The following is a 25,101-nucleotide window of genomic DNA, read 5'->3' as shown; positions in this document are numbered from 1 at the left end:
CATGGTTCATGTCGTTCACAATGAAATTTTTGGTGCCCGCCCGCCTGAGATCGACCCAGAAGAGAGCGTCGCAGAAAGCCCCAGTGGACATCCGCGCGTTCAACCGCCATCTGATCCGCTCGCTCCAATGGCCGCCGGATTTAATGCCGTGGGCGAAGGCTTGGGCCGCCGCCAACACATCGAAAGCGGTGGAATCATGCTCAAACAAGACCTTCAATCGGTCTTGGATTCGTACTATGCAGAAGCGCTTGCCGTGGCCAAGCCCAACTTTATTCAACATTTTCGCGAGCTGTCAGCGCCATTTCTCCTTAGCGTGTCTCAGGCTTACCTCGATGCGCCCGTCCGCGTAATGTTCTTTGGGAAGGAAACCAACGGTTGGTGCGGCAAGCTGGGGCCCTTCTATGAGCGTCCGGACGGGATTGCCTGCGCGAAAGCTCGCTATGAGGATCAGCACGCCCGGGGCACCGGCAAAAGTGAGCTATTGCGGCAGTGGCAGCGATTCGCAGATGCATTCGCTGGAGGTGATCGAGCGGCTGTTTGCTGGAACAACCTAATGAAGATGGACTGGCACCGTCCGAAGCGCGGCTACTCTCGAACGTCGCTCAGACATTCCGCTCATTTATTTGATTTCTCGGTCGCGGCCGTCCGGTTCGAGATCGCACTGCTTAAGCCAGACTTAATCATATTCGGCAGCGGCCACGCGTACGATCGCGCCTTGAAGGCTGTGCTTCCGAACCGTCAGACAGTGAAGGTTGAGCCAAAGGCTCTTTGGCACTTCCAGTCGAATGGCATTGATTGTTTCAGGACATTCCATCCCGGTGCGAGGGATCATCAGGCTTCAAGGCCAATCAAAGAGTACTACCGGGAGATCATCGACACCGCTTGGAAGACGTTTGCTGCACGCCTACGGCTGCAGAAAGATTCGACATAGGATTCTTCAGTCTCAACTATCCTCCGCGCGATCGGTCGGGGTAGCGACGCTGTGCTGACGTGCGGATGAGAACCAGCAACACCAAATATCAGCGGATTGGCATCTGATCGGCTATTGCCAACAATGAAAAGTGAGAGAAAGCGAGGCCGCTTGTCTTAATTGGAGTCTGCTTCCGACCCTGACCGGGTACTTGGATAAGCCTGAAAAGTCGCACTACAGCAACTAGATGGAAGGTGCGTTTGTGTGGTCTACACTACGTCTGCCGGATCACTTGCGGCGCGCTTAGATGGCACTTACAATGCGCTCGGACCTGTGGCCGAATATGGAAAGGCACTGCGGAGTAGTCTGCAAGGTTCCCGGTTCGATTCCGGGCAGGTAAAGAGCATTTGAAAATCATAGTGTTCTTTACCTGCACGGAAGACATGGACCGAAAGAAGCAAGTCGAAGTCTTCCAAGCCCAGACACAGAACCTGCGAGTTCTTGAAAGGGGCTGGAAGCACATCAAACGCGGAATTCACCGCGACCTCTTGGCAAACAACGAAGCTTCGGCTGAGCTACAGACAAAGATCTTGGCTTTGACGTACTGCGCATGGTCCGAGACAGCATTCTCCAAGTTGATACACACTCCGCATTGCTTTGAACTAGACGAAATTCGTCAAATTAAAGCGGCGGGGGAACGCGGCAGCATTGTTACCGCATGGGAGAAATGCGTTGCGCTTGCTCTACGGAAAATCCACTCGAGGAACGGTAACTACGTTCCGAACGTGAGACAAGAGCTCAGCCGGCTAATCAAAATTTACATTGAAACGCCCAGTCAACTTCGCAACAAGGTGGCGCACGGGCAATGGCAGGTTGCGCTTAACAGCAAGAATACAGATCGAAATCCCGATTTGACTGCTTCTCTCGCAAATCTTGATTTGGTAAAGCTCGACCTGTTGAAGGAGGGATGCGAGGGGCTTTGTCTTATCGTTCAAGCACTTGTCGAGTCGCCCGAGAAAGCATTCCAACGCGATTACTGGCCGCTGTTGTGTGAAGTTAGGGAGCAGCTTGCTACGGCTTCAAAATTTACGCTTGCTCAGAAGCTCCAGTTGCTCAAGAAGAAGCGGAGCCGTACCGGAGGCATAACACTCGGCTCAACCAGTCCTGCGCGGACAGCCGTTTAGGCGAGTTAGCACGGGTTACGTGTCTGCTTCTTCATGCTGCCCTTGGTGCGAAGCGTTCACGGGTGCCGTGCATTGGCATTGGCACGATGATGCCTTCCGGATCCCGGAGCAATCGAGGGTATAGTTCGGTTCCCTGGCGCCCGCCATCGAGGCGGGCGCCGAGCGGCCTGTAGCGTTCCACGCAACAGCGCAGGAATTCGGTTCCCCTCTCTACCTCCATTCATGGTTGCATCCACTCTCGTCGGCATGCTGTGCGCGCACCTGTTGTGCTTTTCGGGCATGTTTTTACTGATCAGCCGACGTCTGCCCGGCAACAGGATGGGTATGGATTTTTTTGCCGTTGGCAACCTTCTGCTGGCGTCGGCCTATATCCTGCAACTGATCGAAGGGGGCCACGCCTGGAGCGTGATGAGCGTGGTCAACCACACCCTTACGCTGGCGGCCCCCATCGTCTACTGGCTAGGCGCCATGCGGTTCTTTGGGCGTCAGGTCCGGTTATGGCGTCCGTTGATTGTGTTTTGCGTGGCCTATGCCATTGTGCAATTGCTGGTGCAGTGGAACGCGGGGTCCGCCGCGCGTTACGCGATGCTTGCGGCGATGGCGACCCTGCTGTTCTTTGTCATGGCGCTGACCGTGATCTATGGGGTGCGCACGTTTGCAAAAGACTTGTATGGCGAGATGGTTTTTTTCGCACTTCTGATTGGCGGGATCTGCGTTCTCAACGCGCTGAAGTTCATGAAAATCGTGGATGGTGGCTTGGATGCGCTGAACATGGACAGCCGCTTTCAGATGATCTTCTACATCTACATGTCCACCCTGGCCACCATACTGCCGCCCTCGATTGTCTGGCTGGTGCTGCGGCGGCTGACGGATAATCTGCGCGATATGGCCGCGCGTGATCCCATGACGGATCTGCTCAATCGCAGAGGGCTACTGGAAGCGCTGCAACGGTATTTCAAGGCTAGGAATGCCGCGCCCGCCTACTTGCTGCTGATGGATGTCGACCATTTCAAGCTGATCAACGATACCCACGGCCACCAGGCCGGCGATGAAGTCATATGCCATGTTGCCGACCTGCTTCGCGCTACGGTGCGTCGTGGCGACTTGACCGGCCGTATCGGCGGAGAAGAGTTTGTGGCCATCTGCCTGGAAGCCGATGCCGAGGGGGTCATGAACCTGGCAGAGCGTCTGCGTGCCAGCGTTGAAAGCCATGCGATCAAAGACGCGGCGTCCGGTCATCTGCTGCGGTGTACGGTCACCATCGGGATTTCTCCGCATTTCCATGGCGCGGATGGCCTGGAGGATGCGCTTCGGCAAGCCGATGCCGCGCTCTACAGGGGAAAGTCGGCTGGACGGAACAGGATCGAATCAGCCGACGTCTTTGATCGCATTCCGGCTGAAATCTCGCTGCCGCCCGAGCTTCACCGGCGACCGCGGCCCGGGTGATCTTGGCGTAGCCCAGCTACGTTCTGGTCGATGCAGCTTTGGATCGTGCGCAAGGTGTCTTGAGTGATAAGCCCTGGGTAGAGGTTATCGGCGACAGTTGCAAATTGGCTGGCCACATCGCAGATGCCGTCGATCAGCCTGCCGGCAGCGTCCTGGGGCACCTCGGCCTCCTGGGCGAGCCGAAGCATTTGGGTGCGGGAAATCGCCTGTGCCTCTCCCATCACGTCCATCTGGTGATATCCGCCTGGCCCCTCGCAGAAGGTCACGTCATATGCCGGCGACAGTCTCCATTGACCATCTGGCGACATGATGTAGGCGAAATTCTTGGGGTGATCGTCCCTGTTGTTGAACGCAACGTTGAAGATGGCACGCTCGAAAGCTACGGCCTTCTCCCGCACGTCGTTGGTACACATCTGCGTTGCCCGCAAGAAGTTGACGTAGTCCAGCACCCCCGGAGTCCGGTAATTGGCGCCGGTAAAGGCTGCGAGACTTTGCATGGGTACGCGCAGTCCATCTTGCCGGTCAAAGCGCTTGCTCGCAAACGCGGCCAACCCACCAGACAGACTGAAGTACCGCGTGTCTGGAGTGTCGATGCCGCACATGCGCAGGCACTGGGCGTAGACCATTTCGATGGCGCACACCTCCGCATGCTCATCTCTGGCCGGGAACTTGACCAGCCAGGCTTCAAAGCCCGGCGTGACGGCAGTGGTGAACCCGTCAGTTTCGGGATTGCGATAGACCAGGGCCTTAGGTCTGGCACCTTGAGGCGAGCCACCCACCATCAACAACGTCTGCAGGAACTCACTGCCTTCCCCTTGGAGCACTTCCTGCACGTCAGCGGCTAGCTGTTCCAGCGGGATGTGGACTGTTGAATCCTGTCCTTCGGGCGCGACGGGTTCAAACGTCATGGCACCCATCGAATTGCCACCGACGTACGCCAGCCGCTCCAGTGGTCCTATGCGAGCCGCGGATAGCTTGCGGCGCCTGAACATGCGGTCCATCAGCATCATGCCCCACCCGTCAGGCAACGAGTCATAAACAGGTCCCGGCAAGTCCAGTTGGTGATCTGGAAAACCTTGGCGTAACTGAGGGCCCTGCAGCGGCAGCCTGTAGGAGGACAACTCCAAACCTCTTTGCCTGGCCTCATTGCTGTACTCGAACACGATCAATGGGCGACCGGTCAGGGCGGTGGTAGAGACCAGCGTGCCCCAATGCCATCGTTCCCCCCAGCCCTCATAGAAGACTTTCACTTGCTCAAGCATTGCCGGAGCTTCTCTTTGTGCGAAGGCGATTGGCGCTGTTTTCGTAGCGTCGAATGTCCTCGATGCTGTTCAACTTTGGCAGAAACAGATCTTCGAGGTCCTTGGTTCGACCAAGGGCCATCGCCACCCGGACCACGTTCTCGAACCCGACATTGCGGCCTGCTTCCAGGTTGGACACGGTGTTGGTGGCAATGCCGGCACGCCCGGCCAAGTCGGCTTGGGTCATGTCCCGTGCCAGGCGCTCTGTCCGCAAGCGCTGGCAGAGGCGTTTGACGACCTCATTCGGTGAACTGAAGCTTAAATCCAACATAGTGTGTGCCTACCCCGCCTAATGCCGGCTAACACCCAAAATTATAGAATTAATACGCTTTCTCGCCAAGCACTGTAATTCCCATTTTATGGGTCTAATTGACCTACATACGCGGCTAACATCCAATATATTGGAATTAGCCTCCCCCGCACAGGCGAGCCGCCGATCAGACTGTGCGGGGTTGGGTGCCTATCAGGAACAGTTCAGCGCAGCGGGCTTACTGCGGCCGGTAGGCGTCACGCCTCCAAGCCCGGCCAGGCAGTCCGCGTTTCAATCCACTTATTTCGCGTTTTCGTTGACCAGCACCGGCTTATCCCGATACCGCTCCGGAAAGGTCTTGGCCAGGTTTTCGACCTTCGGAATGTCGTTGATCACGATGTACATGCTGTTCGGGTTGCGCACCAGGTAGTCCTGGTGGTAATCCTCGGCCGGATAGAAGGCCTGTAGCGGTTCGATGGTGGTGGCTAGCGCCTTCGGATAAACGCCGGCCTGGTTGAGCTGGGCGATGTAGGCTTCGGCCACTTTGCGCTGGCTGTCGTTGGCCGGGAACACGGTAGAGCGGTATTGCGTGCCGTGATCCGGGCCCTGGCGGTTGAGCTGGGTGGGGTCATGCGCGACCGAGAAGTAGATCTGCAGCAGCTGGCCGTAGCTGACCTGCGCGGGGTCGTAGGTGACTTCCACGGCTTCGGCATGGCCGCTGCGGCCCCCGCTGACGGCGTTGTAGTTGGCGCTGGCGGCCTGGCCGCCGGCGTATCCGGAGACCGCGCCGCTCACGCCCTTGACGTGTTGGAAGACGGCCTGCACTCCCCAGAAGCAGCCGCCGGCGATGACGGCCTTTTCCTGTGCCTGGGCGCCCTGGGGCTGGTCCGCGGCGGGAGGCGGAATGATGAAGGCGCGCTCGGCGGCCGAGGCGGCGGCCGCGCCCAGCAGGCCGCAAGCGGCGGCAAGCGCGGCGCAGAGCCGGCGGATCGTGGGATGCTTGGACATGGTGTGGGGTCCTGGTAGGAATGCGGCAGGCGGTTCAGGCCTGCGGGGCGAACGTCATGGCCACGCCGTTCATGCAGTAGCGCAGGCCGGTGGGACGCGGGCCGTCGTCGAAGACATGGCCCAGGTGGCCGCCGCAATTGGCGCAATGCACGGCGGTGCGGGTCATGCCGAAGCTGCGGTCGCGGGTTTCACCCACGCCGCCGGGCAGGGGCTGCCAGAAGCTGGGCCAGCCGGTGCCGCTGTCGAATTTGGTGGATGAGGAAAACAAGGGATGCTCGCAGCCCGCGCAGGCGAACGTGCCCTTGCGGTGCTCATCGTTGAGCGGGCTGGTGTAGGGGCGTTCCGTGCCGTCGCGGCGCAGCACCTGGTACTGCTCGCGCGTCAGCCGTTCGCGCCACTGGGCGTCGGTGAGCGTGTAGGGATAAGATCCGGCCGCCTCCGCGCGGCCGCTGCGGGCGGCCAGCAGCGGGGCCAGGCCGGCGGCCGCGGCGGCCGCGCCGCCCAGGCCCAGGAAGTGTCTGCGGTTGATGCTCATGGGGTGCTCCGTGCAACGATGGGGGGCGGGGGCGCTTGCCGGCGCGTCCGGCATGCGCCTACTGCGTGCGCCTACTGCGTGCGCCTACTTTTTCATGCCATCCTTGCCCATGGCGTCCTTGGACATCGAATCCTTCGACATTGAATCCTTTGACATCGAATCCTTCGACATAGAGCCCTTGGACATGGCATCCTTGGACATGGATCCCTTGGACATGCCGTCCTTCGACATGGAATCCTTCTTCATGCCGTCATGCGACATGCCGTCCTTGGACATGCCGTCCTTCTTCATCCCGTCCTGGGCCGGGGCGTCCTTGGACATGCTGCCCTTGCTCATGCCTTCCTTGCCCATGTTGTCGGCGGCCTGGGCGGCGACGGCGCCGAAGGCCAGGCACAGGGACAATGCGGCGGTGGTCAGTTTCTTCATGATGCGTTCCTTTGGATAGAGGGGTAAGGCTGGGTTTCACCTAGCTGCCGCCGAACCAGTTGTAGCCCTGGTCCTCCCAGTAACCGCCTGGGTAGGTGTTGGTGACGAAGATCGCCTGGATGTGCTTGGGGTTCTTGTAGCCAAGCTTGGTAGGCATACGAAGCTTCATGGGGAAGCCGTATTCGGGGGGCAGCGTCTGGCCGTCGTAGGTCAGCGCCAGGATGGTCTGCGGGTGCAGCGCGGTCGGCATGTCGATGCTGGTGTAGTAGTCGTCCGCGCACTTGAAACCCACGTACTTGGCGCTCAGGTCGGCGCCGACGCGTTTAAGGAAATCAGAGAACGGGACGCCGCCCCATTTGCCGATGGCGCTCCAGCCTTCGACGCAGATGTGGCGCGTCACCTGATCGGTCTGCGCCATGGCGCGCAGTTCTTCCAGCCGCCAGCGGCGCTTGTCCGCCACCAGTCCGGTGACCTCGAGCCGGAACGATTCCTCGTCCACGTGGCGCACCTCGTCGATGCCGTAGTAGGCGTTGAACGGGAAGGGCCGGGTGATCATGGATTCGGGATAGGTCGGCGCCAGTTTGCCGGGGTCGAAGATCCAGCCTTGCACGCGGTCGTTGAAGCGCGACACGGCGGCCAGCGCCTTTTCCACGTTTTCGTCGTCGGATAGCGAGCATCCCGTCAGCATGGCCACGCCGCCCAGGGTCAGGCCGCGGCGCAGGAAGGCGCGGCGCGAGGGCTGCTCCACGCGCTTTTCCAGCAGTTTCCTGGCGTCGTTCAGGATGCCGGGGCCGTCCAGGCCCAGCAGCGACAGGCGTCTTTTTTCGCTCACGGGATGCTCCTTATTTGCCACGGATCATGGCGATGAGGCTGCGGGGCACCAGAGCCACCATCGCCAGATGGACGGCCACGAAGGCGACAAGCAATGCCATGGCAAGGAAATGGACGCGGCGCGCGGCCTCGTAGCCGCCCATCAGTTCGCGCAGCAGATCGAATTGCACGGATTTCCACAGCACCAGTCCGGACAGGATCAGCACGGCGATGTCGGCCATGACGAACAGGTAGGCCAGGCGCTGCACCTGGTTGTAGCGGCGCGGATCGGCGTGGGACAGCTTGCCGTGCAGCGCCGAGGCCAGGTCGCGGGCGACGCCGCGCGGGCCGACGGGCAGGAATTTGCGCCAGAGGCGGCCGGTGGCCGTGTTCAGCGCCAGATACAACAGGCCGTTTGCGAACAGCAGCCACATGCCGGCGAAGTGCCACAGCAGCGCGCCGCCCAGCCATCCGCCAAGGGTGATGCCGTTGGGAAAGGTGAAGCCGAACAAGGGCGAGGCGTTGTAGATGCGCCAGCCGCTCATGACCATGATGACCACGGCCAGCGCGTTCAGCCAATGCGTCACCCGCAGCCAGCCGGGGTGGATGGGCGCGGCCGGCTCAGGCGCGGCCGGCTGAGGCGCGGGCGGCTGGGCTGCTGTTGGCTGAAGGCCGGCCAGCTCATGCGCTGCCTGTCGCGGCGCGGGCGGCGTGTGGTCGATTGCGGGGCGGGCCAACATGGGGGTCTCCGGGGCGTGCTGTCGTTGGAGGCATTCTTCTCCCAGGCCGATACCGAAGTCCTCACGCAAAGTTAAATTAATCGTGATACCTGCCCGGCGCGGATTGGCGACAATAGGCGCATCGATCCTGTCCCAGAGAACCCCATGGATACGCCCCGACGCGTACTGATAGTTGAAGACGATGCCCACATCGCGGAACTGCTGCGCCTGCACCTGCGCGACGAGGGTTACGCGGTGGAGCACGCGGCCGACGGCAACGAGGGCATGCGCCGGCTGGAAGAGGGCGGCTGGGATGCGCTGGTGCTGGACCTGATGCTGCCCGGCATCGACGGCCTGGAGATCTGCAAGCGGGCCCGCGCCATGGCGCGCTACACGCCCATCATCATCACCAGCGCCCGTTCCAGCGAGGTGCACCGCATCCTGGGCCTGGAGCTGGGCGCGGACGACTATCTGGCCAAGCCGTTTTCGATGCTGGAACTGGTGGCGCGCGTGCGGGCGCTGCTGCGCCGCAGCGATGCTATCGAGCGCAATGCGCGCATCGACGCCGGCAGCCTGGCGGTGCATGGCGTGTCCATCGACCCGATCGCGCGCACGGTGGACGTCGATGAGCGCCGCCTGGACCTGACGCCCCGGGAATTCGATTTGCTGCATTTCTTCGCGCGCCACCCGGACAAGGTGTTCTCGCGCATGGACCTGCTGAATCAGGTGTGGGGCTACCAGCACGAAGGCTACGAGCACACGGTCAACACGCACATCAACCGGCTGCGCACCAAGATCGAGGCCGATCCGTCCAACCCGCAGCGGATCCTGACCGTCTGGGGCCGGGGCTACAAGTTCGCGGCGGCGCCCGAGGGGGCGGCATGAGACGCCTGACCCTGACCCAGCGCCTGTCCGCCGTCTTCGCGCTGCTGCTGCTGGCCTGCTGCGGGGCGTCGGCATGGTTGCAGATCGCCGCCAATTCGCGCTACGAGCAAGAGGTCGTGCAGCGCCTGTCCAGCGGGCTGGCGCAGCACATCGCCGGCTCCACCGAACTGATGGACGCCGGCGGCTGGAAGCCGGATGCGGTGCGCTCGATGTTCGACATGCTGATGACGGTGAACCCGGCGGTGGAGGTCTATCTGCTGTCCAACGACGGCCGCGTCGTGGGTGACGCCGCGCCGCCGGGCCAGATCATGCGCGACCGCGTGGATCTGGGGCCGGTCAAGCGCCTGCTGGCGGGCGCAATGCTGCCCATCACCGGCGACGATCCGCGTAACCCGGACGCGCAAAAGGTGTTCAGCGCCGCGCCCGTGCGCGTGGATGGCCGGGATCAGGGCTACGTCTACGTGGTGCTGCAAGGCCAGGCGCATGACGCGCTGGCCATGGACGTGTCGCGCAGTTCCGTGCTGCGGACCACGCTGTGGTCGATCGCGCTGGTGGCGCTGCTGGGGCTGGTGGCCGGCCTGGCCGCCTTCGCGCTGATCACGCGGCCGCTGCGCGGACTGACGCGGGCGGTGCGCGCCTTCGAGGGCGATGACGGCCAGGCGCTGGCCGCGCTCGAGCAGCCGGGGGATGCGTCCGAACGCAGTGGCGACGAGATCGCGGTCCTGCGGCGCACATTCGCGCAGATGGGGCGGCGGATCTCGGACCAGTGGCGAGAGCTTACGCGGCAGGATCAGCAGCGCCGCGATCTGGTCGCCAATATCTCGCACGACCTGCGCACGCCGCTGACGTCGCTGCACGGCTACCTGGAAACGCTGCGGCTCAAGGACGACACCCTGGAACCCGGCGAGCGCCGCCGCTACCTGGACATCGCCCTGGCGCAAAGCCGCAAGGTGGGCCGGCTGGCGCAGGAATTGTTCGAGCTGGCGCGGCTGGAATCCGGCCTGGTGCGGCTGGAACCCGAGACCTTTTCCCTACCGGAGCTGGTGCAGGACGTGATCCAGAAGTTCGAGTTGGCCGCCGAGGCGCGCCGCCAGCAACTGACCACGGACATTCCGCAGGCGCTGCCGCCGGTGCGGGCGGACCTGGGGCTGATCGAACGCGTGCTGACCAATCTGCTGGACAACGCCATCCGCCACAGCCCGCCGGGCGGGCGGATCGAGCTGCAGCTCGGTTTGGCGAGCAACCGCGTGCAAGTGCAGGTCAGCGATTCCGGCACGGGCATTCCCGAGGAATTGCGCGCGGGCCTGTTCACGCGCGCGTCGGCGCTGAACCGGGGCCCCAGCGACAGCGGTGGCCTGGGGCTGGTGATCGTGCAGCGCATCCTGCAATTGCACCAGAGCGAGATCCGGCTGGTGGAGCGCACGGGCAGCGGCGCGGTGTTCCAGTTCGATCTGGCGACGGGCGGTCAGCTCTAGCGAGTGCTACGAACGGGGCTGCGGACGAAACTCGTGGCGGACCGTGCCTGCCCAACCCCAACCCCAGCCCCAGGCCGCTATCCGTCCCGGCCAAGGCAGCTAACTATCCCGCCCGCCGTCCGGCATGCGGCTGATGGTGCCCCGCGACGCGTCCACGTCCAGCATGTCGCCGGTGGCGACGCCTTGCAGGATGCCTTGGACGTTGACCACGGCGGGGATGCCGAATTCCCGCGCCACGATGGCGGCGTGCGACAGGAAGCCGCCGGCTTCCATCACCACGGCGCCCGCGCGCAGGAACAGCGGGGTCCAGGCGGGATCGGACGATGCCGCCACCAGGATGCCGCCGGCGGGCATGGCCAGGCCCTCGTCTGGCGTGCGGGCAACGAATGCGCGCCCCTGGGCGCGTCCGCCCGCTACCGGGGTGCCGCGCCAGGCGTTGGGGGAATCGGCGGCTGCCTGCGCGCGCGGTTCGGGCGCCGCCGCGCCTTCCTGCGATTCTCTCTGCGAGTCTTTCCGCGATTTTTCCTGCGAATCCTCCTGCGTATATTCGGCGATCACATCGGGGTCCGGCAGGGCGGCCCACGCCGCCAGTTGCTCGCGTCTGGCCGCCGCGCGCCGGCCCAGGGCGGCGGGCGCCAGCCGGCCATCGGCCAGCGCGAATATCTCGGCGGCGTTCAGATGGAAGATGTCTTCGGGCGCGACCAGCCCGCCGGGGCCACTGGTGCGGCGGCCCAATTCCAGCGCGCTCTTGCGCGCGACGGCCAGGTAGGCCACCAGCACGCTGCGGGCGGCTTCGCGCTGATTGCCTTCGAGGCGGGACGAGGCCAGCAGCTTGGCGGCCATCACCCGCTGCCAGAAGGGCAAGGCGCGGCGGACGCGCTGCCACGCCTGCCGCGCGGCGGTGTCCTGGCGGGCGCGCAGCGCGGCGGGATCGGCGCCGATCAGGTTCAGCACGCTGTCCAGCAGGTAGGCGGGCGCTTCGCGCCAACGCGGATTGCGCAGATAGGTTTCATAGACGGCGCGGTGGCCGTAGCGGTCCAGGAAGGCGGCGAAGGCCTGCCTGAAGGCGCTGCCCTCCGCCAATGCGTTCGCCCAGCCGGGGCTGTCGCGGTCAGGCGCGCGCAGCCATGCCAGCGCCTGTGCATCGTGCTCGGCAAGCTGCGCCAGCGCCATGAGCGCATAGCCTTGCGCCGCGGTGACGCTGGGTTCGCCACCCGCCATCAGCGCGGCGGTCAGCGCGTGTCCTTCGCCGGGCACGGCCTTTTCCACCAGTTCCAGCAGCTTGGAGAGCGCGCCGCCGCCCGAGCCTTGCAGAAAGAACAGGTCGTCGGCGGCCAGCACCGTCTGGAATTGCTCGCGCAGGCGGGCGCCGAGCGCCGCATTGGCGTCGGGCAGGGGCGCGTCCAGCCAGTCCTGCGCGCGGGCCAGCAGCACGGGCAGGTCGGCGGCGGCCTGCCGGCGCAAGGGCGCGGCCCGGCGCAGATAGCGCAGGATGCGCAAGCCGTGCCGCAGGCGCTGGGCGGTGGTCAGCGGCGGCACGCGGATCTCGGGCTGGGGGCCGCCCAACAGCGCATTCATGTCGCGGGGCTTGACGCCCAGCGCGTCGTAGCCGACCCACTGTATGACGGAGGCGTTGAGGTAGGCGCGGCCCTGGAACAGCGCCGCCAGCCGCACGCCGGGCAGGGTGGCGTAGCCGCTGAGTTCAAAGCCGCGGGTCAGCATGCGCTGGGCCATGACGCGGCCGGCGTCCCATTCCAGCGCCGACATGGCTTGCGGCAGGACCTCGCGGGTGTTGCCGCGCGACCAGTAGTCGGGTTGTGTCTGCAATGCGGGATAGGTGTGGCGCGCCGACGCTGTTACCGGCCTGGCCTGCACGATCCAGAATTGCTGTCCGTCCCAGGCCCATTCGATGTCGTAGCCTGCGCCTGCGTAGTCCAGCGCACGGGCCGCGTCGCGGACGATATCGCCCAGCGCCTCGGCCTGCGCACGGGTCAGCACGGCTTGGGTTGCACGCGGGGCGGGCGTTTCGGCCAGCCGGGTGCCCTGGCCGTCCGCGGCGGGCAGCGTGGCGTGGCGCTTGGCGCCGATCCGCTGCGCCGCAAGCGGCCAGGTCTGGCGCAGGTAGTCTTCGCGCAGGCGGTATTCGTCGCCGTCCGCCTGTCCGTTGACCAGGGATTCGCCCAGGCCCCAGTTGGCGTGGATAAGCATCTCGTCGTGGCGGCCCGTCGCGGGGTCGATGGTGAAGGCGATGCCCGAGGCTGCCGCGTCGATCATCGGCATCACCACCACGGCCATGCCGCCGTCGGCGGAAAGACCCAGGCGTTGCCGGTAGGCCTGCGCCTGTGGCGTCCACAGGGAATCCCAGATGCGTTGCACGGCCTGCAAGGCCGCGCCGTGCCCGCGCACATTCAGGCAGGACAGGTGGATGCCGGCGAACGAGGCGCCGGCGGAGTCCTCCTGGGGCGCCGATGAGCGCAGCGCCAGCGGGCGTTCCAGCCATCCTCGAGCGCGCAGCGCTTCATGCAGGGCGTGCGCCACGGTGGACGGCAGGTCCTGGCCGAGGCGGTGTTCCCGGCTGGCCTGCGCCGCCAGCACGAAGCCATCGGGCACGGGCACGCCGAATTCCGCCATCCGGCCCAATTGCCAGCCTTTGCCGCCCGCGGCCCGGGGACCGGCCAAGGCCGCGGCTGCCCAGTCCAGCACGAGGACAGTCATGCCGCGCCTTCGCCGGTGGCGCCGCGCACGAAGAGGCTGATCGCGGCGTCGAATTCCGCCTTGAGGCTGGCGCCCGGCAGGTCCAGCCAGCGGAGCATCGCGCCCAGGTAGAGGAACTGCATGTGATGGGCCAGCAGGTCGGCGGGGAGGTCGGCGCGCACCTGCCCCGCCGCCTGGGCTTCCTGGATCAGCGTGGCGAACACCGTGTGCAGGCCGCTGCGCGGATAGCGATCGGTGTCGCGCCCGCCCGGCTGCAGCGTGGCCAGGCGGTAGCGAAGGTAGGGGCCCAGATAGGCGCGGTGCGATTCGGACCAATGCGCCGAGGCATGCAGTATCCGGGTCAGCCGCGGGGCAAGGGCGGGCAAGGCCTGCAGGGCCGGCCACAGCTCGGCCAGCGTGGCCGCCAGTTCGCCGTGGAAACGGTGCGCCAGCAAGGCCTCTTTGACGGGAAAGTGGTTGTACAGCGTGCCCTTGGACACGTCAGCCTGGGCGGCAATCTGCTCCATGGTGACCGCGTCGTAGCCCAGCGATTCGAACAGGCGGTAGGCGGTCTGGGCCAGATGGTCCAGCGTCTGCAGGCGCTTGCGTTCGCGGCGGCTGGTGTCTGGGCTGGTGTCAGGTTCGCTGGCGCCGGCCGGGACGGATTCGTAAGAGAGCATAGCGGATAAAATAATTGAACGACGTAAAAAATTATACGTCGTTCAATTATTTGACGGAAATCCGCCTTGCCGGGATTTACGCCGCCGCTGGCATTTCCCCGTGCAGCAGGTAGTCCATCAGTTCGCGCACCGAGCGTACGGCATTGCCGAAGGGCAGCTTGGATGCGCCCCGGAAGAACAGGCCTCGGCTGACCTCGCCGCGCATGGCGGCCGCCAGTTTCAGGTCGATGCAGAACTGCCCGAATTTGGCGATGCCGTCGCGCAGCCCGCATTGCGACAGGCAGTCCATGCGCTGGCTGCAGCGGCGCGGGTCCGCGCGCGTGTTGGCCTGCAGGGTGCCTTCCTGGCGCAGATAGCGCGTCAGCCACGGCGTGGCCACGGCGCGCGCGGGCAGGCCCGCCACGCTGGTGAATTCGGCCAGCTCGGCCGGGTCGGCGTCGATCAGCACGCGCTTGAAGTTTTCGTGCGCGTCGCCTTCGTGGGTGACGGCGAAGGCGGTGCCCACCTGCACGCCGTCGGCGCCGTTGGAGAGCCAGTGGCGCACCTGTTCATGGCTGCCGACGCCGCCGGCCACGATCAGCCGCGGGGCGTCGCGGCCCAGTCCCAGTTCGGTAAAGAGCGAATGGCAATCGGCCAGGACGCGCTTGAAATCGAATTTTTCGTTGTGCAGGTCGTCCAGCCGGGCCGCGCCCAGATGGCCGCCCGCGTAACCGGGATGTTCAATGACCACGGCATCGGCCATACGGCCTTTTTTCATCCATTTTTTCAGCACGGCGGCCACGCCGCGCGATTCGGAAAGAATGGGCACCAGCGCCACTTTGGGGAAGTCCGCCGTCATTTCCGGCAGGTCCAGGGGCAGGCCCGCGCCCATGACGATCGCGGCCGCGCCGCTTTCACATGCCTGGCGCACCAGGGCGGGATGGTCGCGCACGGCCTTCATGACGTTCACGGCCACCAGGCCGCGGCCCTGGGCGGTGTCCAGCGCGGCGCGCACTTCGCGGTGCAGCGCTTCGCGGTTGGCGGTGTCGATCGCGTCGCGGTCATTGCATTTTTCGGTCTTTTCCACGAGATCGGCGTGGTGATGGCGCAAATCGACGCTGGCAATGGTGCCCATTGCGTTCTGGCTGGCAACCGCGCCGGCCAGGCGATGGGCGGATACGCCGACGCCCATGCCGCCCTGGACAATGGGCAGCAACTCGCGTCCGGCGAGGGTGAGTGATTTGAACCACGTCATGATATGAGTCTTTCCTCTGGTCAAGAGAGCAGAGGCTAGAACAAGGGTGGGGTTGCCGCTTTGCGCAGAATCAAGGTCGGCCCCAAATCCGGGTCGTGGCCCCGTTTGCAGACCGATACGGTCCTAGATTTTGCGCGAGGGACAGAGAGGGGGGGCGGGGCGCGCAGCCCCGCCCATCAGGCGCCGGTTAACCCAGCAGCTTGATGATCGCCGGCACGGACAGCACGGCGGTGTAGTAGCCCATGAACTGCACGCCCGTGTTGAAGCCGAACAGGCGCGACAGCAGGCCGCCGAACAGGCCCATGGTCAGGATGACGAGCAGGCCCAGGAATTGGCCTTCCCAGATGCTGATCACGATGATCAGGCCCACGAACGTGGCGATGATGGCTTCGTGGCTGACCTTGCGCGACACGAACAGCGCGGCGCGGCGCGCGAAGTTCATGGCGAAGGGGTAGGACACCACCGCGGCCAGCAGCACCGCCAGCATGCCGTAGCCCAGGAATTCCCAGTGGTTCAGCAGGTTGTGCAGGTTATGCGTCTGGCCGGTGGCGGCGTCCACCGTGAAGCGCGGGGGGGCGTTGAACAGCGGCGCGGCCGGGCCGGCGGCCACCGGGCTCAGGGGCAGCCCGAACGCGATCAGCGGGATCAGGGCCTCGGCGATGTAGGTCGCTTCGGTGACGCCGTTGCGCGCGCTCAGCACCGTGGTCAGGCGATGGTAGGCGTGCTTGACGCGCGAACCCACCAGTTCGCCCAGCACCACGGTCATGGCGACCGGGCTGAACACGAACGTGGCGCTGGAGATCGCCGCCGTGGCCAGCGTCCAGCGCGTCTGCACGCGGTCCATGACCTTGAGCGGGTTCGGAAAGTAGCCCGACCAGCCCTTGACGTCGGGCGCCAGCGAGAACGTGCGCACCTTGTCGCGCATCATTTTGCTGCGGCCCTGCGGCGAGATCACGGTGAACAGGTCGGCGATCAGCGGTCCGATGGCGATGCCCAGGAAGTAGCTGATGCTGAGCTTGACGCCGTATTTCGCGGTCAGGCTTTGCAGCGCGATGATGACCATGACGAACGGCACCAGCAGCGCCACGGCGGCCCAGCGTCCGGCCGAGAAGTAGGCGATCAGCACGGCGGCGGCCAGGAAGATCCACGGCGCGGACTTGGTGATGGCGGCGCCGAACGGCGCCAGCAGCACGGCGAACAGCACGGCCAGCGGCACCGCCACGAAGGCCGCGACGATGGCGCCGGACACCATCTTGCGCAGCGCGATGTGCGGCACGCCCAGCTTGCGCAGCATGTTCGCGTCCTGCAGCAGCGGCGTGGCCAGCGTGTCGCCCGGTATGCCCAGCAGCGCCGTGGGCACGGCGTGCGTCATGTGCTTGGCCACCGCGCCCGCCAGGAAGAAGGTGAACACGCCGGCGGGCGGCACGCCCAGCAGCACGACCAGCAGGGTCAGCGGGGCCAGCGTGGTGGTCTCGTCGGTGCCCGACACCAGGCCGATGGCCGCGAACACCACCGCGCCCAGCAGCCCCATCGCGGCGGCCACCATGATTTGTTCGAGCAGTAGAGGATCGCTCATGCCAATGCCTCCTTGCCGGGACCGCGCCGCGCGTCGACGGGGTCGGCCGCCGCGGCCGCCTGGGCCGCGGGCTCGGCGAACAGGTCGTACAGGTCCAGTTCCTTCAGTTCGCGCACCACCGCTTCCGGCAGGTCCGCAAGCGTGCCCAGGCCGCCGGGCTGTTCGGCCAGTTCGGCCAGCACTTCGGCGCGCCATGCGGGGTCATGCGTGGAGCTGTGTTCGATGACTTCGCGCTTGGGCGGGAACAGCCGGGCGCAAATGACGCCGGCCAGCACGCAGCCGGCCAGTCCGGCCAGCATGGCGTAGGCGTGGGCCAGTTCGGGCGACGCCACCACGCCGCGCAACCAGCGGCTGGCGGTATAGAAACCCGCCACGCTGATCGTGATGCCGATACCGATGGCCCAGGCAAGCTGCCTGAGATCCACCGTGTCGCTCCATACTTCGGCCAGGCGCGTGGACGGCGCCGGGGGGCTTTGTTTCATGTCTCTCTCCTGTGTGATCGGGCGGCGCCCGGGGGTTCCGGACGCCGCCTCTGTTCTGGTCCAGCCGGGGTTATCGGGACGCGCGCAGTTCCTCCAGCAAGGCCAGCGCGCGGTCGGTGCGGACGTCCTTCTCCGCGGCCATGCGCTTGGCGATCGTGTCGATCTCCGCGCCCGTCGCGCCGGCCACCAGCGCAATGTTGCGGGCATGCAGCGCCATGTGGCCGCGCTGGATGCCTTCGGTGGCCAGCGCGCGCAGCGCGCCCAGATTCTGCGCCAGGCCCACGGCCACGGCGACTTCGCCCAGTTCCTGCGCCGAACGCACGTCCATGATCTTCAGCGCCAGCCGGGCCAGCGGATGCGTCTTGGTGGCGCCGCCCACCAGGCCCACGGGCATGGGCATTTCAATCGTGCCGACCAGCGCGCCCGAGGTGTCTTTCTCCCATTGCGTCAGCGAGGTGTAGCGGCCCGAGCGGCTGGCATAGGCATGCGCCCCCGCTTCGACGGCGCGCCAGTCGTTGCCGGTGGCGACGATGACCGGGTCGATGCCGTTCATGATGCCCTTGTTGTGCGTGGCGGCGCGGTAGGGGTCGATGGCGGCAAAAGTATAGGCGTCCAGCACGCCTTCGATGATCTCGGCGCCGCTGCGTTCCTTCGTGTCCAGCACCTGCGGCGTCAGGCGCACGCGGGCGCGGGCCAGGCGCAGGTCGGCCAGGTTGGACAGGATGCGCAGGCGCACCGAGCCGCCGGCGATCTCCTCGACCAGCGGCGCCACGGCCTCGGCCATGGTGTTGACCGTGTTGGCGCCCATGGCGTCGCGCACGTCGACGATCAGGTGCATCACGATCATCGGGCCGCGCGGCGTGTCGGGGAAGACGTGGACTTCGATGTCCTGGCAGCCGCCGCCCAGGTCGATCAGTACCTTGTCGCGGCTGTTCGCCAGCGTCAGGATGCGCTCGCGTTCGCGCAGCAGCGCCAGGCGGGCGCCGTACGGGTCGGTCAGCCCCAGCACCTGCACCTGGGCACGCATCAGCGGACGGGTGCTGGACGTTTCGAAGCCGCCGCATTCGCGCGCCAGCTTGGCCATGTAGGACGCCGCGGCGACCACCGACGGCTCTTCCACCGCCATCGGCACCAGCACGTCGCGGCCATTGACCTGGAAGTTGCCCGCCACGCCCAGCGGCAGCTCGAACGCGCCGATGACGTTTTCGATCATGCCGTCGGCGCGGTCCAGGCCGAGCGCGCCGGGGGCGGCCAGCAGTTGCCGCTCTTCGGGCGTGAGCGAGGCGGCGTCCGCGATGGCGGCCAGGCGTTGGGCGGGGGTAAGGGCCCGGAAATTGGGCAGGCGTGAATCGGCCACGATGGCTTGTCTCCGTAGAAGCATTGAGTGGCCAGATTCTAGGTAAACTGTACCGCTATTCAGAGGTACAGTTTGGGCAAACAGTACCATCGCACTGCACCAATTTTGGCGACAACCCAGCGGGAATCCAAGCGTGGATGAAGTGAACATGCCCGGCAGGCCACAGCGCGCGGCGCCCATCGCCGAAAGCCTGGCCAGACTGATCGGCCAGCAGATCGCCGACGGCGTCTACCGTCCGGGCGACAAGCTGCCGTCCTTGCGCGAACTGGCGCAGCTTCATCGCTACGCGAAGAACACGGTGGTCGTCGCGTTTGAAATGCTGGTGGCCCGCGGGCTGGTGGAACCGCGCCGCGGCTCGGGCTTTTTCGTGCTGGGCGTGGACCGCGCGCGCGCACCCGCCGACGAAGAATCCGGGCAGCTCAGCCGCGCCATGGACATCGTGTGGCTGATGCGCGAACAGTTGAAGACCCAGCCGGACGCGGTGGCGGTGGGCGACGGCTTTCCGCCGGTGGAGTGGCTGGCCGATATGCGCATGGACCGCTACCACCAGAAGGTGGTGCGCACGGGCCTGGGCGCCTTGTTCCGCTACGGCAGCCGCTTTGGCTACGCACCGCTGCGCGAAAGCCTGGTGCGCAAGCTGGGTGACGTGGGCATCAGCGTGGCGCCGCCTCAGCTGGTGCTGACGCAGGGCGCGAACGAGGCCATGGATCTGGTGATCCGTTACTTCCTGCCGCCGGGGTCTACCGTGCTGGTCGACAACCCGGGCTACTACCCGCTGTTCGGCAAGCTGAAGCTGGCCGGCGTGCGGATGCTGGGCGTGCCGCGCCTGCCCGACGGCCCCGACCTGGCCGCGCTGGAAGCCTTGCTGCAGCGCGAGAAGCCGCGCCTGTTCTTCACGCAGTCGCTGGCGCACAACCCCACGGGTTCGGATACAACGCCCGCCAAGGCCTACAAGATCCTGCAGCTCTCCGAACGCTATAACCTGATGGTGGTCGAGAACGATCCGCTGGCCGACTTCAAGCCCACATCCGCCGTGCGCCTGTCGGCGCTGGACCAGTTGGAGCGCACAATCTACATCGGCAGCTTCTCCAAATCGTTCTCCGCGGCCTTGCGCGTGGGCTTCATCGCCTGCAATGCGGCGCTGGCCAGCGACCTGGCCGATCTGAAGGCGCTGGTCCACGTCAGCAGCTCTGAATACTGCGAGCGCATGGTGGACGTGATGCTGCGCGAAGGGCACTACGAACGCCACCTGGTCAGGCTGCGCCAACGGCTGGAAGCGGCCACGGGGCAGGCCTTGCAGGTGCTGGATTCCCTGGGTGCGGAGGTGTTTGCCCGGCCGACCAGTTCGCTGTACCTGTGGTCGGCCTTTCCGGGCGTGGCGGACTCGTTGACGCTGGCGGCGGATCTGATGCCGGAGAAGGTCATCATGGCGCCCGGCCGCGTGTTCAGCGTGGATCCCACGGCGGTGTCGCCGTGGTCCCGCTGCAATGTGGGCGCGGTGGGATCGCCGCGCTTTTACGCCACCCTCAAGGCGCGGCTGCCTCAGCGATAGGTGAATTCCTCGAAGGTGTAGCGCAGCGTCGCTTGCGCCTGGGTGCTCAAGGCCCGGGCGACGGGCGCGGCGGGGCCGCTGCGCGCCGTCTGCACGGCAAACCGCCGCACGCCGCGGCGTGCGAGTTCCACGGCCAGTGCCAGGAGCCGCGCTTCGTCCAGCCAGTCGGGGTGCCAGGTGATGCGGCATTCGAAATCCGGACCGGTCGACAGCAACTGCGTCAGGCAGGCCAGGGCGGGGCGTTGCGAGTCGCGCCGGCCGGTGATGTCGTCATAGCCCTTGGCGTCGGCCTTGATGTCCATGCCCACCCAATCCAGATGACGCAGCACGTCGGCCAGGCGCAGCGGATAGATGCCGGCGGTGTGCAGCCCCACCCGGTAGCCCATGCGCTTGACGTCGCGGATCATCGCCGGCAGGCGCGGTTCGCTCAGGGGTTCTCCACCGGAAAACACCACGGCATCCAGCAGGCCCTTGCGGGTTTCCAGGAATTCGCGGACCTCGCGCCAGTCGTAGCGGGCGGCGCGCGTCTGCAGTTCGGTGTTGTGGCAATAGTGGCAGCGCCACGGGCAGCCGGAAATGAAGACCACGGCGGCAAGCTGGCCCGGCCAGTCCACGGTGGAAAAGGGCACCAGTCCGCCCACCGCGGGCGCATGCCGCGGCAGGGGCTGGATGACGGGCTGGGGCGGCGCCGCGTAGGCCGGCCGGGCGGCCAGCCTGCGCAAGGGATGGCTGGCCGCCTGCCCGGCTTCGGCGGTTCGCGGGACGCCCTCAGGCGCGGCGTTCGACGAAGAATTGGCGTTCATTGAATTCGCCTTGCTTGCCGGTGTTGAAGGAAGACACTGGACGGTGGTAGCCCATCACGCGGGTCCAGACTTCGCAGCGCACGCGCTGGCTGTCGTCCAGCCCGGCGGCGGGCATGGATATGGCGGCGGGGGCGGTCAAGGTTTGCATAGGATTTCCTTGGAAGTGGTGCCGGACGGATGCCCGGCGGGATCAGGGCCTGCCCGCACGGCCGTAACCTTGCGCGCGCGGCCCGTAACCGGGGGTGGCCTAGGCCGGATCGCAGCACGCCGATTGCTTGGCCAGGAGTTCGGCGTCGCACTTGGGGCAGAACTCGTGGTGGCCGGCCAGATAGCCGTGATTTGGGCAGATCGAGAACGTGGGCGTCACGGTGATGTACGGCAGCCGGAAGTTGGACAGCGCCCGGCGCACCAGTTGCTTGCACGCGTCGGCGGAAGACACCGCTTCGTTCATGTACAGATGCAGCACGGTGCCGCCGGTGTACTTGCCTTGCAGCGTCTCCTGCAGTTCCAGGGCATGGAACGGATCGTCGGTATAGCCCACCGGCAGCTGGCTGGAATTGGTGTAGTAGGGCTGCGCGTCGGTGCCCGCCTGCAGGATGCCGGGGTAGCGCTTCCGGTCTTCCCGCGCGAAGCGGTAGGTGGTGCCCTCGGCCGGCGTGGCCTCCAGGTTGTACAGATGGCCGGTTTCTTCCTGGAACTCGGTCATGCGTTCACGCACGCGGTCCAGCAGCCGCACGGCCAGCGCGTGGCCCTCCGGGGTGGTGACGTCTTCGGCGTCGTCGGTGAAGTTGCGGATCATCTCGTTGATGCCGTTCACCCCCAGGGTGCTGAAGTGATTGCGCAGGGTGCCCAGGTAGCGGCGGGTGTAGGGGTAAAGCCCTTGGTCGATGTAGCGCTGCACCACCTTGCGCTTGGTCTCCAGCACGTCGCGGCCCAGGCCCAGCAGATGGTCCAGGCGGTCCATCAGTTGCGTCTCGTCGCCGCGGCAGGTGTGCCCCAGGCGCGCGCAGTTCACGGTGACCACGCCCACGGAGCCCGTCTGCTCGGCCGACCCGAACAGGCCGTTGCCGCGCTTGAGCAATTCGCGCAGGTCGAGCTGCAGGCGGCAGCACATGGAGCGCACCATGTGCGGCTCCAGGTCCGAATTCAGGAAGTTCTGGAAGTAGGGCAGGCCGTAGCGCGCCGTCATCTCGAACAGGCGTTCGGTGTTGGGATGGTCCCAGTCGAAGTCGGGCGTGATGTTGTAGGTGGGGATGGGGAACGTGAACACGCGGCCCTTCGCGTCGCCCGCCATCATGACTTCAATGTAGGCGCGGTTGATCATGTCCATCTCGGCCTGCAGGTCGCCGTAGGAGAAGGGCATTTCCTCGCCGCCCACGTAGGGGATCTGTTCCTTCAGGTCGGGCGGGCAGGTCCAGTCGAAGGTCAGATTGGTGAACGGCGTCTGTGTGCCCCAGCGGCTGGGCACGTTCAAGTTGAAGATCAGTTCCTGGATCGACTGCTTGACGTCGGCGTAGGTCATCGCGTCGCGGCGGATGAAGGGCGCCATGTAGGTGTCGAAGGAACTGAACGCCTGCGCGCCCGCCCATTCGTTCTGCAGCGTGCCCAGGAAGTTCACGATCTGGCCGATGGCGGCCGACATATGCTTCGGGGGCGTGGATTCCACCTTGCCGGGGATGCCGTTGAAGCCCTCGGTCAGCAGTTGGCGCAACGACCAGCCGGCGCAATAGCCGCTGAGCATGTCCAGGTCATGGATGTGGATGTCGCCCTCGCGGTGGGCGCGTCCGGCCTCGGGCGTGAAGACGTTGGACAGCCAGTAGTTGGCGGTGACCTTGCCCGCCACGTTCAGGATCAGGCCGCCCAGGCTGTAGCCCTGGTTCGCGTTGGCGTTGACGCGCCAGTCGCGCTGTTCAAGATACTCTTCCATGGCGCTTTCCACGTCCACCAGCGTGTGGCGCAGCGAACGCAGGCGGGCGTGCTGCTCGCGGTGGACGATGTAGGCGCGCGCGGTGCGCCAGTGGCCGGCCTGGACCAGCGCATCCTCCACCCGGTTCTGGATGGTTTCGACGCCGGGACACAGGTTGTCGGTCAGCGCCGCGATGACCGCGCCGGTCAGCGCCTGCGCGCCGGCCAGGTCCAACTCCCCGGTGCTTTGGCCTGCCGCCGCCATGGCTTGGGCGATCTTGTCGCGATCGAATGCAACGACGCGGCCGTCGCGTTTGAGGATGTGTTGGATTTGCATGACTGGCACCATATGTAGTGGAGTGCAAAGACTCTACCACCACATATGGTGCTGAAGGGGGGCTGTCAGCCGCGGATATCGGTCTGGCTTGATGCGCGTCAAACGCCGGGCGGCGGGTGCGAAACCGCGCAATCCGGCCCCGTCGGCAGGCTTTGCCCGATGAAACGCCGCTATCAGAAGCCGATGCCGACGCCCGCCAGCGCGATCGCCACCGCCAGCGCCGCGGTGCGGGCCGCGGGACGAGGCCCCCAGGACAACATGCCGACCGACAACAGGGCGCCGGCCGACAACCAGCCCAGCCAGGCCAGCACGCCGATGGTGTTGCCCCACAGCCCGACGCAGGGCAGCAACGCCAGCGCCAGCAGCAGCACGCCGGCCCCGCGCAGCACGCGGGTGTGGCCGGCGGCGGCGTCGCGCGCCCAGACCTGGTCGTAGTGGCGCGGCATCGCCAAGCCCAGGCAGGCCATGCCCGAATAGGTCAGCAGCAAGGCCATCGCGATGGCGAATATGTCGTTCAGGTTCATGCGGCAGCCTCCTGGTTTGCGCGGAATTTGCGCTGGGGCGGCGCGGATGCGGCCGTTTTCAACCTTGATCACGGCCCAGCCGGATAGTACGCCGAATGCGGAGGCGGCGGGTCGGGCGCCGCGGCTGTCCGGCCGCCAAGCGAGCAGGCGCGGGCCGGGCCGGGGCCGGGCGCGGGGCACGGGGTTGGGGCGGCCACGGCGATGCACGCAAGAAGCCTTTGTACTTTCTGCGCTCGCGGCCGGACGCCGCCTGCCGGGTGTACGGACGCGAGCGCTCGCCTTCGCCGCCGGACCTGCCCGGGCATGGCGATTGCTGGGAACCCGCTTCGTTCCCCAAAGACCGTCCGTCCGTGGGGGCTCATCGCCGATGCCCAAGAGACAAGGAGCACCCTATGAAACGCAAAGCAGGAAACACCCGGCAAATCCGGGAACTGCTGTATCAGGCGCTGGAAACCGAGATCGGAGGCCTGACCGTCTACGAGACCGCCGTGACCTGTGCCGTCAATGACGACCTGAAGAAGGAATGGCTGGGCTACCTGGAAGAAACCCGCACGCATCGCCGCGTGCTGCTGACCGTACTCGAACAGTTGAAGCTCGATCCCGAGGCGAAGTCGCCCGGCCGCGACGTGGTCCGCCATCTGGGCGAATCCCTGGTCAAGGCCATGAAGATGGCGCTCAGCGCCGGCGACCCGGATGCCGCGCAACTGGTGGCGACCGAATGCGTGGTGCTGGCCGAAACCAAGGACCATGCGAACTGGGCGCTGATCGGCATGATCGCCGACCAGCATACCGGCCAGGAAGCCAAGATCCTCAAGCAGGCGTACGACGCCGTGGCGACCGACGAGGACCATCACCTGTATCACACGCAGGGCTGGTCGCGGGAGCTGTGGATCGAATCGCTGGGCTTTCCGGCGGTATTGCCGCCGCCCGAAGAGGTGAAGCAAGTGGAGTCCGCCATCGGCGCGTCCAGGGCGGAGCAGTCGCGCGACAAACTGCTGGCACACTAGG

Annotated in this window: 24 protein-coding genes; 7 read left to right on the top strand and 17 right to left on the bottom strand. The window is 65.7% G+C overall.

Going from position 1 to position 25,101, the window contains the following annotated elements:
- The first annotated feature begins 1 nt into the window (after position 1).
- From ASE30_RS28020 to ASE30_RS28005, 3 genes are all read left to right on the top strand, one after another.
- The gene (locus ASE30_RS28020; protein ID WP_235515369.1) at positions 2 to 931 is read left to right on the top strand and encodes a hypothetical protein; all 930 of its coding nucleotides are present in this window, start codon (positions 2 to 4) and stop codon (positions 929 to 931) included.
- A 386-nt stretch (positions 932 to 1,317) separates the two neighbouring features.
- The gene (locus ASE30_RS28010) at positions 1,318 to 2,094 is read left to right on the top strand and encodes a hypothetical protein (protein WP_156407804.1); all 777 of its coding nucleotides are present in this window, start codon (positions 1,318 to 1,320) and stop codon (positions 2,092 to 2,094) included.
- 222 nt (positions 2,095 to 2,316) lie between these two features.
- A complete protein-coding gene (locus ASE30_RS28005; RefSeq protein ID WP_057287540.1) occupies positions 2,317 to 3,540 on the top strand; it encodes a diguanylate cyclase in 1,224 nt (407 codons plus the stop codon).
- Here the strand turns inward: ASE30_RS28005 and ASE30_RS28000 are convergent.
- The 7 genes from ASE30_RS28000 to ASE30_RS27970 all read right to left on the bottom strand — a co-directional run bounded on the left by ASE30_RS28000 (position 3,516) and on the right by ASE30_RS27970 (position 8,610).
- Complete coding sequence (locus tag ASE30_RS28000; protein WP_057287539.1) at positions 3,516 to 4,802, bottom strand: type II toxin-antitoxin system HipA family toxin; 1,287 nt, start codon at positions 4,800 to 4,802, stop codon at positions 3,516 to 3,518. The genes ASE30_RS28005 and ASE30_RS28000 overlap by 25 nt on opposite strands.
- Positions 4,795 to 5,112 (bottom strand): helix-turn-helix transcriptional regulator, encoded by a 318-nt coding sequence (locus ASE30_RS27995; protein WP_057287538.1) that lies wholly within the window; start codon positions 5,110 to 5,112, stop codon positions 4,795 to 4,797. Before ASE30_RS27995 ends, ASE30_RS28000 begins: the two co-directional genes overlap by 8 nt.
- Before the next feature lie 279 nt (positions 5,113 to 5,391).
- Entirely contained in the window at positions 5,392 to 6,099 is a 708-nt protein-coding gene (gene msrA / locus ASE30_RS27990; RefSeq protein ID WP_057287537.1) for a peptide-methionine (S)-S-oxide reductase MsrA, read from the bottom strand.
- Between the two features lie 34 nt (positions 6,100 to 6,133).
- Positions 6,134 to 6,634, bottom strand: a complete 501-nt coding sequence (msrB, locus tag ASE30_RS27985) for a peptide-methionine (R)-S-oxide reductase MsrB (RefSeq protein WP_057287536.1) — start codon at positions 6,632 to 6,634, stop codon at positions 6,134 to 6,136.
- Positions 6,635 to 6,718: 84 nt separating this feature from the next.
- Positions 6,719 to 7,060 carry a pentapeptide MXKDX repeat protein gene (locus ASE30_RS27980; protein ID WP_057287535.1) on the bottom strand — a complete coding sequence of 114 codons (342 nt, stop codon included), beginning with the start codon at positions 7,058 to 7,060 and terminating at the stop codon, positions 6,719 to 6,721.
- Between the two features lie 40 nt (positions 7,061 to 7,100).
- On the bottom strand, positions 7,101 to 7,859 hold the full coding sequence (locus ASE30_RS27975; protein ID WP_369819389.1) for a molybdopterin-binding protein: 759 nt from the start codon (positions 7,857 to 7,859) through the stop codon (positions 7,101 to 7,103).
- A 43-nt stretch (positions 7,860 to 7,902) separates the two neighbouring features.
- Positions 7,903 to 8,610: a cytochrome b/b6 domain-containing protein gene (locus ASE30_RS27970; RefSeq protein WP_082601773.1), complete on the bottom strand. Its 708-nt coding sequence runs from the start codon at positions 8,608 to 8,610 to the stop codon at positions 7,903 to 7,905.
- A 144-nt stretch (positions 8,611 to 8,754) separates the two neighbouring features.
- Between ASE30_RS27970 and ASE30_RS27965 the strand changes: the two genes are divergently transcribed.
- Both ASE30_RS27965 and ASE30_RS27960 read left to right on the top strand, forming a co-directional pair.
- Positions 8,755 to 9,474, top strand: a complete 720-nt coding sequence (locus ASE30_RS27965; RefSeq protein ID WP_057287533.1) for a response regulator transcription factor — start codon at positions 8,755 to 8,757, stop codon at positions 9,472 to 9,474.
- The gene (locus tag ASE30_RS27960) at positions 9,471 to 10,949 is read left to right on the top strand and encodes a HAMP domain-containing sensor histidine kinase (protein ID WP_057287532.1); all 1,479 of its coding nucleotides are present in this window, start codon (positions 9,471 to 9,473) and stop codon (positions 10,947 to 10,949) included. Before ASE30_RS27965 ends, ASE30_RS27960 begins: the two co-directional genes overlap by 4 nt.
- Positions 10,950 to 11,048: 99 nt before the next feature.
- On the opposite strand, the gene ASE30_RS27955 is transcribed toward ASE30_RS27960, so the two are convergent.
- From ASE30_RS27955 to ASE30_RS27930, 6 genes are all read right to left on the bottom strand, one after another.
- A complete protein-coding gene (locus ASE30_RS27955) occupies positions 11,049 to 13,664 on the bottom strand; it encodes a PEP/pyruvate-binding domain-containing protein (protein ID WP_057287531.1) in 2,616 nt (871 codons plus the stop codon).
- Positions 13,661 to 14,323 (bottom strand): TetR/AcrR family transcriptional regulator, encoded by a 663-nt coding sequence (locus ASE30_RS27950; RefSeq protein ID WP_057287530.1) that lies wholly within the window; start codon positions 14,321 to 14,323, stop codon positions 13,661 to 13,663. Before ASE30_RS27950 ends, ASE30_RS27955 begins: the two co-directional genes overlap by 4 nt.
- Positions 14,324 to 14,399: 76 nt before the next feature.
- Entirely contained in the window at positions 14,400 to 15,557 is a 1,158-nt protein-coding gene (locus ASE30_RS27945) for a nitronate monooxygenase family protein (RefSeq protein WP_057287529.1), read from the bottom strand.
- Positions 15,558 to 15,744: 187 nt separating this feature from the next.
- Entirely contained in the window at positions 15,745 to 17,133 is a 1,389-nt protein-coding gene (locus tag ASE30_RS27940) for a tripartite tricarboxylate transporter permease (RefSeq protein ID WP_057287528.1), read from the bottom strand.
- On the bottom strand, positions 17,130 to 17,615 hold the full coding sequence (locus ASE30_RS27935) for a hypothetical protein (RefSeq protein WP_057287527.1): 486 nt from the start codon (positions 17,613 to 17,615) through the stop codon (positions 17,130 to 17,132). The genes ASE30_RS27940 and ASE30_RS27935 overlap by 4 nt, the downstream gene beginning before the upstream one ends.
- 70 nt (positions 17,616 to 17,685) lie before the next feature.
- Positions 17,686 to 18,975: a hydroxymethylglutaryl-CoA reductase, degradative gene (locus ASE30_RS27930; RefSeq protein ID WP_057287601.1), complete on the bottom strand. Its 1,290-nt coding sequence runs from the start codon at positions 18,973 to 18,975 to the stop codon at positions 17,686 to 17,688.
- A 145-nt stretch (positions 18,976 to 19,120) separates the two neighbouring features.
- Here ASE30_RS27930 and ASE30_RS27925 point away from each other — a divergent pair, with 145 nt between their 5' ends.
- Complete coding sequence (locus ASE30_RS27925) at positions 19,121 to 20,524, top strand: PLP-dependent aminotransferase family protein (protein WP_057287600.1); 1,404 nt, start codon at positions 19,121 to 19,123, stop codon at positions 20,522 to 20,524.
- On the opposite strand, the gene ASE30_RS27920 is transcribed toward ASE30_RS27925, so the two are convergent.
- The 4 genes from ASE30_RS27920 to ASE30_RS27905 all read right to left on the bottom strand — a co-directional run bounded on the left by ASE30_RS27920 (position 20,515) and on the right by ASE30_RS27905 (position 24,093).
- Positions 20,515 to 21,327 (bottom strand): anaerobic ribonucleoside-triphosphate reductase activating protein, encoded by an 813-nt coding sequence (locus ASE30_RS27920; RefSeq protein ID WP_200964493.1) that lies wholly within the window; start codon positions 21,325 to 21,327, stop codon positions 20,515 to 20,517. The genes ASE30_RS27925 and ASE30_RS27920 overlap by 10 nt on opposite strands.
- Entirely contained in the window at positions 21,293 to 21,475 is a 183-nt protein-coding gene (gene nrdD, locus ASE30_RS27915) for an anaerobic ribonucleoside-triphosphate reductase (RefSeq protein ID WP_057287526.1), read from the bottom strand. The genes ASE30_RS27920 and nrdD overlap by 35 nt, the downstream gene beginning before the upstream one ends.
- 99 nt (positions 21,476 to 21,574) lie before the next feature.
- Positions 21,575 to 23,569, bottom strand: a complete 1,995-nt coding sequence (locus ASE30_RS27910; RefSeq protein ID WP_057287525.1) for a ribonucleoside triphosphate reductase — start codon at positions 23,567 to 23,569, stop codon at positions 21,575 to 21,577.
- Between the two features lie 173 nt (positions 23,570 to 23,742).
- Positions 23,743 to 24,093 (bottom strand): DUF3325 domain-containing protein, encoded by a 351-nt coding sequence (locus tag ASE30_RS27905; RefSeq protein ID WP_057287524.1) that lies wholly within the window; start codon positions 24,091 to 24,093, stop codon positions 23,743 to 23,745.
- 392 nt (positions 24,094 to 24,485) lie between these two features.
- On the opposite strand from ASE30_RS27905, the gene ASE30_RS27900 reads away from it, so the two are divergent.
- Entirely contained in the window at positions 24,486 to 25,100 is a 615-nt protein-coding gene (locus tag ASE30_RS27900; protein ID WP_057287523.1) for a hypothetical protein, read from the top strand.
- Position 25,101: the final 1 nt, after the last annotated feature.

It is taken from the genome of Achromobacter sp. Root83 (assembly GCF_001428845.1).
In the GTDB taxonomy this organism is placed as follows: Bacteria; Pseudomonadota; Gammaproteobacteria; order Burkholderiales; family Burkholderiaceae_B; genus Achromobacter.
This window is presented reverse-complemented; position numbering and strand designations above follow the sequence as displayed.